The 16,588-nt window shown below is 60.3% G+C and carries 14 protein-coding genes; 3 read left to right on the forward strand and 11 right to left on the reverse strand.

The annotated features are described in order from the left end of the window. Window positions 1–15 precede the first annotated feature (15 nt). The 4 genes from E5J99_RS05265 to E5J99_RS05280 form a co-directional block, all read right to left on the reverse strand. Window positions 16–1,416, reverse strand: coding sequence for an MFS transporter (locus tag E5J99_RS05265; RefSeq protein ID WP_245318717.1), 1,401 nt, complete (start codon window positions 1,414–1,416; stop codon window positions 16–18). 175 nt (window positions 1,417–1,591) lie between these two features. Continuing rightward, window positions 1,592–2,863, reverse strand: coding sequence for a sensor histidine kinase (locus E5J99_RS05270; protein ID WP_135496678.1), 1,272 nt, complete (start codon window positions 2,861–2,863; stop codon window positions 1,592–1,594). Next, window positions 2,863–3,543 (reverse strand): response regulator transcription factor, encoded by a 681-nt coding sequence (locus tag E5J99_RS05275; RefSeq protein ID WP_135496679.1) that lies wholly within the window; start codon window positions 3,541–3,543, stop codon window positions 2,863–2,865. The genes E5J99_RS05270 and E5J99_RS05275 overlap by 1 nt, the downstream gene beginning before the upstream one ends. A gap of 611 nt (window positions 3,544–4,154) precedes the next feature. Beyond that, window positions 4,155–4,613: a type I restriction enzyme HsdR N-terminal domain-containing protein gene (locus E5J99_RS05280; RefSeq protein WP_135496680.1), complete on the reverse strand. Its 459-nt coding sequence runs from the start codon at window positions 4,611–4,613 to the stop codon at window positions 4,155–4,157. Between the two features lie 189 nt (window positions 4,614–4,802). Between E5J99_RS05280 and E5J99_RS05285 the strand changes: the two genes are divergently transcribed. The 3 genes from E5J99_RS05285 to E5J99_RS05300 all read left to right on the forward strand — a co-directional run bounded on the left by E5J99_RS05285 (window position 4,803) and on the right by E5J99_RS05300 (window position 7,840). After that, window positions 4,803–5,576 carry an AMP nucleosidase gene (locus tag E5J99_RS05285; protein WP_135496681.1) on the forward strand — a complete coding sequence of 258 codons (774 nt, stop codon included), beginning with the start codon at window positions 4,803–4,805 and terminating at the stop codon, window positions 5,574–5,576. A gap of 143 nt (window positions 5,577–5,719) precedes the next feature. Continuing rightward, window positions 5,720–6,151 carry a hypothetical protein gene (locus tag E5J99_RS21775; protein ID WP_245318718.1) on the forward strand — a complete coding sequence of 144 codons (432 nt, stop codon included), beginning with the start codon at window positions 5,720–5,722 and terminating at the stop codon, window positions 6,149–6,151. Window positions 6,152–6,193: 42 nt separating this feature from the next. Further along, a complete protein-coding gene (locus tag E5J99_RS05300; protein WP_135496684.1) occupies window positions 6,194–7,840 on the forward strand; it encodes an amidohydrolase in 1,647 nt (548 codons plus the stop codon). Window positions 7,841–7,998: 158 nt separating this feature from the next. Here the strand turns inward: E5J99_RS05300 and E5J99_RS05305 are convergent, their stop codons facing one another. The 7 genes from E5J99_RS05305 to E5J99_RS05335 form a co-directional block, all read right to left on the reverse strand. Continuing rightward, window positions 7,999–8,517, reverse strand: coding sequence for a DinB family protein (locus E5J99_RS05305; RefSeq protein WP_135496685.1), 519 nt, complete (start codon window positions 8,515–8,517; stop codon window positions 7,999–8,001). Between the two features lie 108 nt (window positions 8,518–8,625). Then, window positions 8,626–10,038 (reverse strand): MFS transporter, encoded by a 1,413-nt coding sequence (locus E5J99_RS05310; protein ID WP_135496686.1) that lies wholly within the window; start codon window positions 10,036–10,038, stop codon window positions 8,626–8,628. Window positions 10,039–10,238: 200 nt separating this feature from the next. Next, the gene (locus E5J99_RS05315; RefSeq protein ID WP_135496687.1) at window positions 10,239–10,871 is read right to left on the reverse strand and encodes a nucleotidyltransferase family protein; all 633 of its coding nucleotides are present in this window, start codon (window positions 10,869–10,871) and stop codon (window positions 10,239–10,241) included. A gap of 19 nt (window positions 10,872–10,890) precedes the next feature. After that, window positions 10,891–12,078, reverse strand: a complete 1,188-nt coding sequence (locus E5J99_RS05320) for an XdhC family protein (protein WP_135496688.1) — start codon at window positions 12,076–12,078, stop codon at window positions 10,891–10,893. A 138-nt stretch (window positions 12,079–12,216) separates the two neighbouring features. Beyond that, window positions 12,217–14,553, reverse strand: a complete 2,337-nt coding sequence (locus E5J99_RS05325; RefSeq protein WP_135496689.1) for a xanthine dehydrogenase family protein molybdopterin-binding subunit — start codon at window positions 14,551–14,553, stop codon at window positions 12,217–12,219. 46 nt (window positions 14,554–14,599) lie between these two features. Then, complete coding sequence (locus E5J99_RS05330) at window positions 14,600–15,580, reverse strand: FAD binding domain-containing protein (protein WP_135496690.1); 981 nt, start codon at window positions 15,578–15,580, stop codon at window positions 14,600–14,602. A 120-nt stretch (window positions 15,581–15,700) separates the two neighbouring features. Continuing rightward, window positions 15,701–16,336, reverse strand: coding sequence for a (2Fe-2S)-binding protein (locus E5J99_RS05335; RefSeq protein ID WP_135496691.1), 636 nt, complete (start codon window positions 16,334–16,336; stop codon window positions 15,701–15,703). Between the last annotated feature and the right edge of the window lie 252 nt (window positions 16,337–16,588).

The raw sequence follows: 16,588 nt of genomic DNA on the forward strand, positions 1-16,588 counted from the left end.
GTCGAGAAATGCGGATCAACTCTCTGGCAGCACGGGCCGGACGCCGGCAAATTCTGGCAGGTCAGCTTCGCTGCCGTCCGTGTCGTGGAGGGAAGTAAGCCGGGTTTCGTCCATCATCAGGCTCACCAGCAGGGAAATAGCAATGCAGCCCGAAACGTACCAGTAGAAGTACGACTCGTGACCGATGCCCTTGCACCACAGGGCTATGTATTCGGCGGTGCCGCCAAACACGGCCACACTCAGGGCATGCGGTAAGCCAATACCCAAGGCCCGAATTTCAACCGGAAACAGCTCCGATTTGACCACCGCGCTGATGCTGGTGTAGCCACTTACCGCCACGGAGGCCAGCAGCAGCAGTAGCAAGGTGACCCACGGCACGGTGGGGCGACTCAGGGCCGTTAGCAGCGGCACGCTGCCCAGCGCGCCCAGCACGCCGAAGCCGATGAGCAGGGGCCGGCGGCCAATTCGGTCGGACAAGCTGCCAAATACCGGCTGCATGGCCGCAAAGCCCAGCAACGCCAGAAAGCAGATGTTGGTAGCAGTGCCTTTGGTCATATGGCCCGTGTTCACCAAAAACTTGGGCATGTAGGTCGTCAGCGTGTAAAAGGCCAGCGTGCCGCCCAGCGTCAGGCCCACTACTTTCAGCACGGAGCGCGGGTAGTGCCACAGCACTTTCAGGCTGCCGCGCAATTCTTCGGGCTTGACTTTCTGGGAAGTGAAGGCGGCAGTTTCATCCAGATTTTGCCGCAGGTAGAGCGCCACGATGGACAGCACCGCGCCAATCACAAAGGGAATGCGCCAGCCCCAGGCCATCATTTCGGCTTCGGTGAGCAATACCTTCAGCAGCACCAGCTGAATACCCAGGGCCAGCAATTGGGCTCCAATCAGGGTGAAATACAGGAAGCTGGAGTAGAAGCCACGCCGGCTCCGGGTGGCCATTTCGCTCAGATACGTAGCCGAAACGCCGTATTCGCCGCCCACGCTCAGCCCTTGTAGCAGCCGGGCGGTAAGCAGCAGAATGGGCGCCACGATGCCCACGGTTTGGTAGGTTGGCGTGAGGGCAATGAGCAAGGACCCCAGCGACATGAGCAAGACCGAGAGCGTCATGGACTGCTTGCGGCCCATTTTGTCGGCAATGCGGCCGAACATCCAGCCGCCGATAGGCCGCATCAGAAAGCCCAGGGCAAAGATGCCGGCCGTCTGGAGCAGTTGGGCCGTGGTGTCGCCGGAAGGAAAGAAGGAAGCGGAGAAGTACAGGGAAAAAGCCGAAAAGGCGTACCAGTCGTACCATTCCACCAGGTTGCCCACCGAGCCGCTGAAAATAGCTTTCAGCCGCCGCCGCGAAATCTTTTCCCCGTTGGCGTGCTCCACCGGAGAAAAATCAGGGACTGGAGCTACGGAGGTGAGGACGGCCACGGAGCAAATGAATCGGGTGAGGTAGTTTGGCCTGACCCGCTGAGTGCGTGGTTACTTACCCAGCAGCGCCTAACAAATAAGCACCTCGATTTTGAGGAATTTTCATAGAAATGTTAAGGTTACCATGAAATTTTGCCCCCCTTCCTCCACCACCCATCCGGCAGTTGCTGGCACCCTAGGCTGGCGGCGCGAAGACGACCCGAATGCGGTGCCAGCCAGCCGCGTAGGTATACTCTATACGGTGACTATACAGCTCGCTGATGCGCTTGACGATAGCCAAGCCGATACCGATGGAATCCAGCGCGGCATTGCCTTTCTTGAAGCGCCCAAACAGTTCACTCACCGGAGCGGAGGGTTGTTGGCCGGTATTCTCCAGCAGCAGCTCCGTGGCGGAAAGCACCACATGAATTTCCCCACTGGATAGATTGTGGCGGATAGCGTTGCTGAACAGGTTGTTGAGCAGCAGCCGGGCCAGCGACTCGTCGAGCGGCACCAGCACGCCGGGCGCAATGTGCTGCGTGGTGCGCAGGCCTTTCATTTCGGCCAGGTCGGCGAAGGCAGCCTCGGTGCTCAGCACCAGCTGGCTTAGGTCAGTAAGGGGCGCGGGGGCCGACTCGAAGTGCTCCAGCTTGGCCAGCAGCGTCAGCGACTGGTTGATTTTGGCCAGCCGCTCCAGCTCGTCGTGCATGGCCGTGAGCATGAGCAGCTGCTTTTCGGTCAGCTCCGAGTCCATGAGCAGCTCAATCTTGGCTTTCATGCTGGCAATGGGCGTTTGCAGCTCGTGGGAGGCGTTTTCCGAAAACTCCTTCAGGCCCTGATAGTCGCTCTGGGCCCGGCTGGTCATCTTCATCAGGAAGTCGTTGAGCACATTGAACTCCATCGTACGACTGGGCTGCAGGGCAATGGTGGTTTTCTGGCTGAGCTCAAACCGCTCGATACCCTGCAGAATGGCGTTGAAGGGCTTGAGAATGTACCAGGAAATCACCTCGCTGAGAATCACCACCAACGCCAGCAGAAACACGAACGTCCAGGCAAAGACCAGCACGATGCCCGTCAGGTACTCGTCGCTGGGCATCACCACCACGGCCTTACTGGTAATATCGTAGCGCAGCCCCCGGATGCGCGGGTAGGTCGTCAGCCGCACCACGCTCACGCTTGCCTGCAGGCTCGGCTCCCACTCCTGGCGCACCTGCACCAGCTGGGCCTGGCGGGCCGTGTCGGCCGTACTCGCCCGGCCGATACGGACGTTGGCGCGGGCCGGGTGGCCCGTATAGTCCCGGCCGCTGGCCAGTTGGGCGGCAATGATGTCGTTTAGGTGCTGCAGCTTGCCAATGGTGCTCTGGGTGACGCTGCGCGACATGGCCCCGTACACGATGGCAAAGCCCACCGACAGCACAAACAGCGTGATAACCGCGTAGGCGATGGTGTAGCGGTAGTTGAGCTTCACTACTCGGCGGCGTTTAGCTTGTAGCCCAGCCCATACACGGTGCTGATGTAGTCGGTGCCGCCCGCATCGGTAATTTTCTTGCGCAGGTTTTTCACGTGCTGGTACACGAAGTCCACGCTGTCGAGGTTGTCGGTATAGTCGCCCCAGAGGTGGGCCGCAATGGCCTGGCGGGTCAGCATGCGGCCTTTGTTGTTGATGAAGTACAGCAGCAGGTTGGTTTCCTTGCGCGTGAGGTGCAGCAGCCGGCCCTGCACCCGGCACTCCATCGACTCCAGGTCGGCGGTGAGGTCGAGGAAAGTCAGCACGTTGTTTTTGTGGGGGTTGCGCCGGCGCATAATGGCCTTGATGCGGGCATGCAGCTCAGGCAGCGGAAACGGCTTGGTGATGTAGTCGTCGGCACCTTCGCTCAGGCCGGTGAGCTTGAAATCCAGGGCATTCTGGGCCGAAATGATAATCACGCTGCTCTCCACCCCGTCTTTGCGCAACAGCTTCAGCAAGTTGATGCCGTTGCCGTCGGGCAGCATAATATCCAGCAGCACACAGTCGTAGGTGAACAATATCAGTTTTTCGCGGGCCTCGTCAAACGTGGTGGCTACCTCGCAGAGATAGTGCTCCTGGGTGAGGTAGCTGGCAATGCTTTTGGACAGTTCGAGGTGGTCTTCTACTAATAGAATCTTCATGGAAAGCAGAGCGAAGGTGGGCAGCCTGCTAAATGTACTTAAACCCCCGCTAGATACTCTGAAGCTGTTTAGAAAGTCGCTGAAAGTCAAATGAACGTCATGCTGAGCTTGTCGAAGCATCTCTACCGCAGTAGTATATGATTGCTATTGCACGCGAGATGCTTCGACAAGCTCAGCATGACGCTCATTTGACTTTCAGCGACTTTCTAAACAGCTTCTCTACCAACCTGGCAGTGCTCCACCACGAGTGGGCAGTACCTCGTAAGAGCGTGTTTTGGGATTGTAATTTTCGCGTCATGCTTCATCTGACGTCCGTTTGTCGAAGCATCTCTATTGCGCAGTTAGCCGCTTTTCACCGAAGCGGTAGAGATACTTCGGCTCCGCTCAGCATGACACAAATGGGGCTCCTGCCGATTTCCAAACACCTATTCAGCTCCTGAAAACGCGCAGTGCTGTGCCAGAAATCCGGTTTCTGGCTGGGTTCTTATGTTGGGTCCTTCGTCGATCGAACGTCCCTCCTGCCCGCAGCTGCTGAATGGTTAAAAGTAGCAGCAACCCGGCACTACAAGATGCCTCCGGCTGCTGCGCATGCTTCCCGGCCCCAGCATAGGCTAGGTTGGCAGCGCCTGCGAGTAGGGCGGGATTTCGTTGAGCCGCTCGTTGGTGCGGGCCGCAAAATCGACGCGCCAGCAGTAGTGCTGCAAGCCATTGGTGAGCAGCAGCAAGGGAGCCCCAACCGTTTGGTTGTAGGTGGCCGCCTGGTGGGCGGTAGCCGCCGTAATGGGCACCGAGGGCGCTTTGCACTCCACCAGCAGCAAAGGCCGCCCCGCGGCATCGAAGGCGCAGAGGTCGGTGCGCTTCTGGCGCTGGTTGTAGGCGTGGCCGCGCTCCAGACTGAGCAAGCCCTTGGGGTAGCCCAAGTGGCCGATCAGGTAGTGAACTACGTGCTGGCGCACCCACTCCTCGGGCGTGAGCACCACGGCCTTGCGGCGCAGTATATCCCAGATTAGCAAATTTTCGCCGGATTGGGTAAGTTTGTGGGCGAAAGGCGGCAGGTTCAGTTCTTGCATCACCTACAAAGGTACGGCCCGGAGCCTCTGCTACTGCTTTTCATCCGGGTACCGTCGTTCATGTGTGCGACGGTTTTTTTGTACCCGGAAGGTGAGATGGTGCAATAGCGAAATGGTGAGTTTCCTATTGCACGCCCGCATTCCGACCCACAACCTATCATCTCACCGCTTCACCATTTCACCTCTCCTATGAAAACCAAAGCCGACATTGTCGAGAACTGGCTGCCCCGCTACACGGGCGTACCGCTCAAAGAGTTCGGGCAGTACATTCTGCTCACGAACTTCATCAACTACGTGACCATGTTCGCCGAGCAGTTCGGGGTCGAAATCCGGGGCATCGACAAGCCGATGCAAACGGCGACGGCCAATAACATTACCATCATCAACTTTGGTATGGGCTCCCCGATGGCCGCCACGGTGATGGACCTGCTGAGCGCCGTGAAGCCGAAAGCAGCCTTGTTTTTGGGCAAATGCGGCGGGTTGAAGAACAAAACCAAGCTCGGCGACCTGATTCTGCCCATCGCTGCCATTCGCGGCGAAGGTACTTCCGACGACTACCTGCCGGCCGAAATTCCGGCCTTGCCCTCGTTCCGCCTGCAGCGGGCCGTGTCGTCGATGATCAAGAAGCACGAGAAAGACTACTGGACCGGCACGGTATACACTACCAACCGCCGCGTGTGGGAGCACGACGAGAACTTCAAGGATTATCTGCGCCAGATTCGGGCTATGGCCGTGGATATGGAAACGGCCACCATTTTCACGGTCGGCTTCGTCAACGAAATTCCCCACGGCGCGCTGCTGCTGGTGAGCGACAACCCGATGACGCCCGAAGGCGTGAAGACCTCGGAGAGCGACAAAAAAGTCACCACCGACTACGTAACCTCGCACCTGCAGATTGGCATCGACTCGCTTATTGAGCTGCAAAACTCGGGCGAATCGGTGAAGCACATGCGCTTTGAGTAGCCTAAGCACCCCGCCCTCACTGGTTTAAAACCTATGATGAGGCAAATTACTCCCCGGCATCAGCTCAGATGTCGGGGAGTTTTTGTAACCTGCAGCAGTAAGTCGCTTTATCGTTATCCAGCCCATCTCACCCTGTTTCGCTGATGCTTTTGCTTACCACCTCCTATCTGGAACTTACACTCGACGGGGCCGAGCAGATCATCGTTGTCAAATGGTTGCGCGGGGTGATGCCGTTTGAGCTCCACCGGGGCTACGCGGCCCTGCTGGAGCAAGCCGTGGAACACGACTGCCGATCCTGGCTGATTGACATTCGCCGCCGCGTCTGCATCGATTCGGCCGATGTACTTTGGACGCTCAACGAGTTTTTGCCCCAGGTGTCAAAAAAGCTCAAGGGCACCACGCATCTGGCCTTTCTGATGGCCTCGCACCACTTGGCCGGCGACCTGTCGGATAAGAATGTACCCAGCGCCGCTTACTACAGAAAACGGCCGTACCGGGTAGAGCGGTTTACGGAAGAAGCACCCGCGCGGGCGTGGCTGCACCATTGCCAGCAGCCGGCCCTGGTGCTGCACTAACCCGACGGGCTAGAAATAAAGTCCTGGTGCTACCTTCGCTCCATGACTTCATTGCTACGCTCCTGCCTGCTGCTGCCGCTGCTGGGCTTTCTGGCCTGCACCTCCCGCCCCGCCGCCGATCTGCTCGTCTACAATGCCACCGTATACACCGTCGATTCGGCCTTTTCCCAGGCCCAGGCTTTTGCCGTCCGCGACGGCAAGTTTGTGGGCGTAGGCACGGCCGACGAGTTGCGGGCCAAGTTTCAACCCAAGCAGGAAGTCGATGCCCAGGGGCAGTTTATTTACCCCGGCTTTTACGATGCGCACTGCCACTTCTACCGCTATGCCTTGGGCCTGCGCGACGCTGCCCTGGTGGGCACCACTTCCTGGGCCGAGGTAGTGCAGAAGCTGCGCGACCAGCGCCGGCAATACCCGCAGGCCGCCTGGCTCACGGGCCGCGGCTGGGACCAGAACGACTGGGCCAACAAGCAGTTTCCGACCAAGGACACGCTGGATAAGCTCTTTCCGGATGTGCCGGTGTTCATTATCCGCGTCGATGGCCACGCGGCCCTCGTAAACCAGAAAGCCTTGGATCTGGCGGGCATCACGGCTCAAACGCCCATTAGCGGCGGCACCATCACCCGCGACGCGCGGGGCCAGCTAACGGGCCTGCTCGTAGACAACGCCGTGGACTTGGTATCGGCCAAAATTCCGGCGCCTACCGCTGCCGAGGCCGAAGCGCTGCTGGTACAGGCGCAGCAGCTGTGCGTGGCCGTGGGCCTCACCAGCCTGGCCGACGCGGGCCTCGACAAACCCAACATCGACCAGCTGGAGGCGCTGCAAAAGCAGGGCAAGCTGAAGCTGCGCCTGTATGTCATGCTCAACCCAACCGCCGCCAACAAGGACTTCTACTTCAAAAACGGACCGATATTTCACGACCGGCTGACGGTAAATTCCTTCAAGGTGTACGCCGATGGCGCGCTGGGCTCGCGCGGCGCCTGCCTGGTGGAGCCCTATGCTGACAAACCACAGGAAACCGGCTTCCTGCTGTCAACCGAAAAGGAATACCGGGCGCTGGCCAAAGAAATTGCGGCCAGCAAGTTTCAGATGAATACGCACGCCATCGGCGACTCGGCCAACCGTATCATTCTCGACATCTACGGCGCAACCCTGCGCGGCCTGAAAGACCGGCGCTGGCGCATCGAGCACGCCCAGGTGATTACCGCCGCCGATATGGGTAAGTTCGGGCAGTTCGGCATTGTGCCTTCGGTGCAGCCCACGCACGCCACTTCCGATATGTACTGGGCCGGTGAGCGGCTGGGCCAGCAGCGCCTGAAAACGGCTTACGCCTACGAGGAGTTGCGCAAGCAGTATGGCCAAGTGGCCATCGGCTCCGACTTTCCGGTGGAAGATATCAATCCGCTTTTTGGCTTCCATTCGGCCGTGGCCCGGCAGGACGCGAAGAACTACCCGGACGGCGGCTTCCAGCCCGCGAATGCGCTGAGCCGCCCCGACGCGCTACGCGGTATGACTACCTGGGCGGCCCACGCCGCCTTCGAGGAAAAGCAAAAAGGCAGCATCGCGCCCGGCATGGCGGCTGATTTCGTGCTTCTGGACAAAGATCTGCTGAAGGCCCCCAACCCGGAGCTACGCGGCGCGCAGGTGCAGCAGACCTGGATTGCGGGCGAACAGGTATACAAGCGAAAGTAAAGCCCTTGCCAGCGCGAGGAACGACACAATCTGTCCTTCGTGAAGTGAAGTGACCAGCAACCCTGTATCACAAAGCCCCGACGTTGTAGTAACGTCGGGGCTTTGTGCATGTAAGAGGAAGTACTATGTCGGTGCGAGGACCGACATGGGCGTGCGTTTTATTGCACCGGAGCTTCGTCGGCGGAACCGCCGTAGACGGCGGGCACGGGAATATCGAGCAGGCGCAGATACACGCTCATCTGGCCGCGGTGGTGAATGAGGTGGTTCAGGACCAGCACGCGGGCCACGGCGGTGCGGGGCAGCTGCATGAATACCTGCTCGCCCCGGCGCATGGTCCACATGCTGTGGAAAGTGTCGTCGTCCACATCGGCCAGCGCCTGGTGAATGTTCTCGGCGTTGATGTCGAAGCGCCGCAATACTTCGTCGGTATCGGTGGGCGACGGCACCGGCGTGACGGTGGCCATGTCGGTTTCGGGTCCTTGCAGCGACATTTGCAGGAAACCCACCAGGTTGGCCATATGCGAAGCCAACGTGCCCATTTTCATCGATTTGGGGTGGGGCTGCCAGGCAAACTGTTCGGTCGGCACCCGCTCCAGCATTCGGCGGGTCAGCATCAGCTCCCGTTTCAGCTCCTGGCTGAGGGCGGTTTGCAGAGAGGGTTGCGTGGCAGTATTCATGCGAAGATGAAGTAGGTGAACGGAAGTGGATCAGGGGTATGCACACGGCGTATTCCAATGAAGAACTAAGCGGCATCAATACCAACAATTCGTGCGCCGGGGGTGCTGCTACTTCGCGGAGGCGGGCATGCCGATGGCAGGCGTAGCGGCCGTGGTGGGCTCATCGCGCAGTTTCTTGCCCCGCAGGCGAAGCAGGAAAATCAGGCCCAGAATAAAGAACACGATGAGCGACAGAATGCTGTTGCGCATCGACCCCGTAACCTGCGCGATGATACCAAACACGGCCGTACCGATAACGATGCTGAGCTTCTCAGTTACGTCGAAGAAGCTGAAAAACGCAGCCGTATTGGGTGTATTTTCGGGAATAATCTTGGAATAGGTGCTGCGCGAAAGACTCTGCACCGCTCCCATCGTGAGGCCAATGACGGCGGCCAGGGCGTAGAAGCTCCAACCGGCCTGCACAAAGTAGCCCCCGACACAAATCAGCATCCAGATGAGCACGGCCCAGCTCAGGGCCCGCGTGTTACCGATGCGCTCCGAGAGCTTGGCAAACAGGTAGGCCCCCAATATGCCCACGATTTGGAGCAGCAAGATGGTAAGAATCAGAGCGGAGCTTTCAAGCTTCAATTCTTCGTCGCCGAAAATGGTGGCGACGTACATCACTGTTTGCACCCCCATGTTGTAGGTGAAGTAAGCCAGCAGAAAGCGTTTCAGGTTGGGGAGCTGCTGCAACTGCGCCCATACTTTGCCCAGCTCCCGAAAGCCATTGAGCAGCCAACCCGAGTCGGCGGCGGCACTGGCGGGCCGGCCGGGGTCGGCGGGCAAAGTCAGAAAAGGAATTTGGGCGAAGCCCGCCCACCAGATGCCCGTGAGCAGAAACGCCAGCCGGGTGGCAAAGCCTTCCTCCAGCCCCAACTTTTCGTGGCCCATAATCAGGCCCAGGCACACCAGCAGCAGCAGCACCGAGCCAATGTAGCCCATCGAAAACCCCCGCGCCGAGAGCGAATCGTACTTCTCCTCCGACGAAATCAGCGGCAGGTAGGAGTTATAGAATACGATGGAGCCCGAGAAGCCGATGGTGGCCGAAATGAACACGAAGGTGCTGGCCGTGAGCGTATCGGGGGTAAAAAAGAACAGTGCCGCGCAGGAAGCCGCCCCCAGGTAGCAGAAGATCTGCATAAAGAGCTTCTTCCGGCCCGAAAAGTCAGCCAGCGACGTCAGAAACGGGCTGATGATGGCAATGAAGAGAAAGGCCGCCGAAATGGCGTAGGTGAGCAGCGAGGAGCCCGGCACCTGAAACCCAAGGAAGTTGATGGGGCTTTTGCCGCTGTCGGTGCCCGTTACCTGCTTCACCATCGCGCCCCAGTAAATCGGGAAAATGGAGCTGGTAATTACCAATGGGTACACCGAGTTGGCCCAGTCGTAGAAGGTCCAGCCGCGGGTGATGCGCTTATCGTCTTTGGGAATATTGTCGAAGGAAGCATCCGGCGCGGCGGCCGTAGCAGTGGAGGCTGGCGTCATGAGGGCAGAGGTTGGCGGTGTGGTGACGGGCAAGATAACGGGAATTCGCCGTTGCCGTTGCCGCCGGGACGTTAGCATTTGACTGCCAGGTGCCTGTTCGGGAGGCCACTTCGCATCGGAACTGGGCGGCAAAGGCGGCAATTTTCTATCCGCAACGCTTCTCCCCCGCATGCATTAGCAACGGCAGTTGGTGACAAGAGCTACCGGTTGGCGGCACTGGTAGCGGAATGACGCGGTGGTTCCTGAGCCAGCAGGGCCTCGTACTGTGCTGGCGTATCCACGTCCGTCGCGCCGCCCGGGAAGGCCACTGTGGCTACCCATGCCGGGTGTTGCTTCAGGAGCTGCGCGGCCCCGGCCGCATGGGGCATGTGCAGCAGCAACGGCACCATGCGGCTAGCGAAGAACACGGGCACGCCCCGTACCCCGCCGTATTCGGAGGCCACAATTGGCTGGCCGGTAGCACTATGCGTTGCCGAAAGCTGACGCAACAGCGCGGGCGTCACCAGCGGCTGGTCGCAGAGCATCACCGTAATGCCCGCTATAGAATCTGAAGTAACATTTTTCTCCAACGCAGCCAGGCCAGACTTCAGCGAAGCGCCCATGCCCTGCTCCCACTCCGGGCAGCGCACCACGGTCAGGGGCAGCCCAGCCAACTCCGGCAGCAGCTCCTCGTGCAAGGCGCCAGTCACGACGATGACCGGACCGCCGGCGGCGGCTATGGCCGTGGTGGCCGCCCGGCGCAACAACGTCTGGCCCTGGTAGTGTAAGAGTTGCTTGGGCTGGCCAAGGCGGGAGGAAGAGCCGGCAGCAAGCAGCAGAATGGCTGTTAGCATAGTCAAAATGCAGCTTTTGCTACAGCTCACACGTGGCCACCGTGCGGCCGTCGGCAGCTAGCGGCCCAGCGGAGCGCAGCGGCGGATGAATCGGGTGGGGCGAATCGCGCAGGAAGCCCGCAGGTCGTCCGGCCAGCACCGCCTGAATCTCCGCTATGATAGACAAGGCAATTTCCTCGGGCGTTTCTGCCCCCAGGTTCAGGCCGATAGGGCTGTAGAGGCGGCCGTGCAGCTGGGCGGCGGCATTGGGCACGTCTTGGCGCAGGTCATCCAACAGCCGCTCATATTTCTTGCGCGGCCCCAGCAGCCCAATATAGCGCGTGGGGGCGGCCAACAAATGGCGCAGCACGGCCAAATCGTAGTAGTAGTTGTGCGTCATCAGCAGCGCGAAGCTCGCGTCTGCCGGCTCGGCAGCTACTCCGGCCAGCGGCAGTACCCGCACGACATCGGCTTCCGGAAACCGGCTGGTCTGGGCCTGGGCCGGACGACCATCCACTACCTGCACGCGCCACCCCAAACCAGCCGCCAGCCGCACCACGGGCTGCACGTCGTTGCCGGCTCCGTACACCGTCAGCCGCACCGGGGGGCGCAATATTTCGAAGCTCACGCGCACCACGCCCGCTCCCAAAGAGTAGTGGCGGGTGGCGGGCTGCCCGGCCGCTAAAGTCGTGCGGGCATCGTGCAAAATGCCAGCATACAGTGCTGAGCTAACCGGCATGTTTCCGTGCACCTCCCCAGGGGCCGTGAGCAGCAGTCGGTGGCCTATTTGCGCGGTGTCGCCTGCGCCGGCTGTGCCAAATACCGTAGCTACCACGGCCGGCACCTCTACGCCCTCGGCCCAGCGACGCAACAACTCCAACGGATTGTCGGAATCCTGAAAATCCAGGGGTTCGAGTAGAATCTGCACGACGCCCTGGCAGCCCAAAGCGGCCCCGAACTGCAGGTCGTCGTCGGGGTCGGTAGAGTCGTAGGTGACGATGGTGGGCCGGCCCTGCTGAATGGTCTGGCGGGCGCGGCGGCGGGCGTCGCCTTCGAGGCAGCCCCCGCTGATAGCACCGGTCAGCTGGCCCTCTTCCGTTACGAGCATGCGGGCCCCGGGACGGCGATACGCCGAACCCGCCACATCGACCACCGATGCCAAGGCACAGGCACGGCCAGCGGTTCGGTGCGTATCATAAGCACTAAGCAGACGCTGTAATTCGGTCATTGTACTTCCTTAATAAGTCCGCGAATAGAATGCTGAACCCGGCAGAAAGCCTGGCGGGCGTGAGTATCCTCCCGCATCCGTAGACCTTATCTGCCGGACCAAGCTTGTTTACGGCTATTCCCCGTCAGGCAGGCTCGCCTATACCGCCAGCGAGTTCATTACTTTATCCGGGGTGATGGGCAAGCTGCGAATGCGCTTTCCCGTGGCATGGAACACGGCATTGGCCACGGCCGCCGCCACCCCTACCATCGATATTTCCCCGATTCCCTTCACGCCCATGGCGTTGATATACGGGTCGTGCTCGTCGATAAATTCGACCGTCATTTCGGGAATATCGGCATTCACCGGAATGTGGTATTCACCCAGACTGGCGTTGGTATAGCGGGCCAGGTTGGGGTCCCGGAATGTTTCTTCCATCAGCGCGCTGCCGATACCAAAGATGCTGCCGCCGATAATCTGGCTGCGGGCAGTTTTAGCATTCAGAATACGACCCGCACCATGGATGCTGACCCAACGGGTAACCCGTACGGTGCCCAGCTCCGCGTCTACTTTCACCTCGCAGAAGTGCGCCCCGAAGGAGTGCATAGAATGCTCTCCGGCCTCGTCCTTCTTGGTTGGGTCGGCATTAGCGGCGGCTTGGGCGGCCTCGTAGCCGCTCCCGTATTTGCCCGCGCCGCTGCCTTCCATATCGGTTATCTCAGCCCGCTTCATGAGGGCAGCAAAATCCTCGCCCTTGGCTTTGTTGGCCTTCAGTACGAGGCGGCCTTTCTCCACGACTACGTCGGTGGCTTTGGCTTTAAACAAGGGTGATTTTTTATCCTGAATGGCCAGCTTGGTCAGCTTCTGCCACACGTCCTGCGCCGCCATGTATATAGACGACGACACGGTGCCTGCCGCTACCGAGCCCCCGGAATTGGGGGCCGTAGGGAGCTTGGTGTCGCCTAGCTCGAAGCGTACTTTATCGGGCGCGATACCCAAGGCATCGGCCGCCACCTGCGTCATTACGGTGTAGGTGCCCGTGCCCAGGTCGGTAGCGCCGGTTTGCACCACGGCGTGGCCATCGGCATAGAGCCGCACGCGGGCCGTGCCCTGCGAGTTGTGTACCGGATACGAAGCGGTAGCCATACCCATGCCCACGAGGTAGCGCCCCTCACGGGTGACGCCCGCCTTGGGGTTGCGCTTGCTCCAGCCAAATAACTCGGCCCCCCGGGCATAGCACTGTTTCAGGCTCTTGCTCGACCACGGCTTGCCGTTGCTGGGGTCTTTCTCGGCGTAGTTCAGCAGCCGGATCTGTAGCGGATCGATGCCCAGCTGATACGCCAGATCATCCATGGAGCACTCGATGGCAAACGAGCCGGGCGCTTCGCCGGGGGCCCGCATGAACGTGGAGGTCATCACATTGGCCCGGCCCAGTTGGTACGACGACTCGAAGTTAGGGCACTCGTAGAGCAGGTTGATGATCTTGCTGTTGGGCTCGGCGTAGTTGTCCCAAGGCGAGGTAGTCGAGGTTTTCTCGTGAATGAGAGCCGTGAGTTTCCCCTCTTTGGTAGCGCCCAGCTTCAGCGTTTGGGTCTGGTCTTCGCGGTGGCCCATGCTGGTAAACATCTGCGGCCGGGTGAGCGAGAGTTTCACCGGTCGGCCCACGGCCTTGGCGGCCTGCACCGTGAGAATAGTGTGGGGCCACGAAGCGCCTTTGCAGCCAAAGCCGCCCCCGAGGTATTTGGTAATCACCCGCACCTGCTCCTGGGGCAAGCCCAGCATCGTCGCCACTGACTTCTGCGTCCGGGTCACGCCCTGGGTCGATTCGTAGACCGTAACCCGGTCGGGCGCTTCCCATACGGCCGTAGTAGCCCCGGGCTCCATCGGGTTGTGGTGGTTGATGGCATGCACGTAAGTAGCCGTGAGCTGTACCGCCGAGGCTGCCAGGGCATCCTGCGGGTTGCCGCGCCGGGTGTGGCCGGGGGTTTTGCCATCCTGCACCTTCTCGGGGTCAAACACCTGGGCTTTGGGGTCGAGAAACGAGCCGATAGGCTTTTCTTCGGCGTACTGCACCCGTACCAGCGAGGCAGCATGCGTGGCCCGCTCAAAGGTATCGGCCACAATCAGGGCTACGGGCTGGCCGGCGTAGTGAATCTGGTCGGAAGTAAGCGGCAGGAACCCCATTGGGGCACCAATGGCCTTTTTACCCTCGGCGTCGTTGGGCGTCTTAGCCAGCTTGGGCATGTTCAGGTGCGTCAGCACGGCCAGCACACCGGGCTCCTTAGCCGCCGCTGCCGTGTCGATGCTCAGGATTTTACCCTTGGCAATGGCACTAGTTTTAAGTACGCCGTAGGTGAGGCCCGGCAGCCGGTATTCGGCCGAATATTTGGCTTGGCCCGTTACTTTGGCAAAGCCGTCGACCCGGTCGAGAGGGAGTCCGACAACGCCGCCCGTACCGGGGCCGTTGGTTTCGAAGAAGGTTGGTTCGGTATCCATGGGTAAAAATCCGTTGACGGAGAATACGGGAAGTAACAGTGCGGCTTTAGGCCATGAGCTCCTGCAAGGCCCGGACGATGGTTTTCTGGACCATTTCCACCTTGAAGCGGTTATGCTCCCGGGGCTGGGCACCGCGCACGGCAGCAGCAGCGGCGGCCCGGAAATTCTCCTCCGTAGCGGCTTTGCCCACCAATAGCTTTTCTGCTTCTTGGGCCCGCCAGGGCTTGGTGCCCACGCCGCCCAGCGCAATGCGCGCCGCCCGAATCTGGCCGCCCTGCACATCGAGCCCCACGGCCGCCGACACCAGCGCGAAAGCATACGAGGCCCGGTCGCGCACCTTCACGTAGTGCGATTTGCGCGCCTGGGCCGTAGCAGGCACCAGCACGGCCACAATTAGCTCGTCGGCTTCAATAATGGTTTCGCGCTGGGGCGTGGTGCCCGGCAGCACATGAAACTCAAGTAGCGGCACGCGGCGCTGCTTGCCCTTGGCATTTTCGAGCAGCACTACCGCGTCCAGAGCAGCCAGGGCCACGGCTAAGTCGCCGGCATTGGTGGCAATACAGGCCTGGCTGCCGCCCAGAATGGCGAGGTTGCGATTGTCGCCCTGTTGGGCGGGGCAGCCCGAGCCGGGGTTGCGCTTGTTGCAGGGAAAAGCAGTGTCGCGGAAGTAGCCGCAGCGCGTACGCTGCATCAGGTTGCCGCCGATGCTGGCCATGTTGCGCAGCTGCGGCGAGGCGCTTAGCAACAAGGCTTCCGATACAGCCGGAAACTGCTGCAGCACCAGCGCGTTTTCGCCCACGTCGCTCATGCGCTCCATGGCCCCGATGCGCAGACTGCCGTCGTTCAGCTCAATACCTCTGAAAGGCAGCATGTTGATATCCACCAGCTGCGGGTGCTGCTCGATATCGGCTTTCATCAGATCGAGCAGCGTGGTGCCGCCGGCAATGAAGGCGGCGTCTTTGGCATCCTTGCGGATATTGGTAGCCTCTTTGGCCGTCGAGGCCTGGGTATAGCTGAAGTTATTCATCTTCTCAATAGTAGAGTGGTGGAAGAGTGCGCCGGTGAGCCTGCGGAAGCAGTAGCGCTACCCTCGTTGCCTGGGCAATTCGGGCAAGGGCACCTACCAAGTCCGGCTCCCCGTTTCACCTCAGCTTTTGCCGGCTACTTCGCGCACGGCAGCCACGATATTGGGGTAAGCCCCGCAGCGGCACAGATTGCCGCTCATCCATTCCCGCGTCTGGTCATCAGTAGTAGCATGGCCTTCCCGAACGCAGGCTACCCCGGACATAATCTGGCCCGGCGTGCAATAGCCGCACTGGAAACCATCGTGCTTCACGAAGGCGGCCTGCATGGGGTGCAGTTCTTCGCCTTTGGCTAAGCCCTCGATGGTCGTTATTTCCTTGCCCTGATTCATCACGGCCAGCGTCAGGCAGCTATTCACACGCCGGCCATCAACTAGTACCGTACAGGCTCCGCACTGGCCATGGTCGCAGCCTTTTTTGGTGCCCGTCAGGTCCAGGTTTTCGCGTAGCGCGTCGAGCAGTGTTACGCGCGGCTCGGCCCGCAGCGCCCGGGCCGTGCCGTTCACCTTTAGGGTCATCTCCGTAACGCCTTCCACCGTTTTGGAAAATGCGGTGAAGCGCTCGGCCTGACCAATAAGCGGCGGGGCCAGGGCCAGCCCCAGAATGCCGCCGGCCTGCTTCATGAAGGAGCGACGCGAGCCATCGGTGGGCGCGGCGCCGGGGGTGGTAGCTGCTGAATCAGCAGAAGGTTCTTGACTCATGACAGTAGCAAATTCAAATGATCTAACCAATGCTTATGGTGCTCCACTGCGTTGTTCCCGCCAGGCGTATACGTACCACTGGGCGAGCAATGCCACTTAGTGGCGGGTAGTACCTAACCACTCATCAGGCGGCAGGTTATGTCCAGGAGCCAAATTCCGCCCTTGTTCCCCGGCTCATTTCAGCAGCTTAGTGCTTACGACAGGACATTGCTCAGGTTGTCGGAGCACAGTGATAAGGATGTGCCAGTCAAC

The organism is Hymenobacter elongatus, assembly GCF_004745955.1.
Classification (GTDB): domain Bacteria; phylum Bacteroidota; class Bacteroidia; order Cytophagales; family Hymenobacteraceae; genus Hymenobacter; species Hymenobacter elongatus.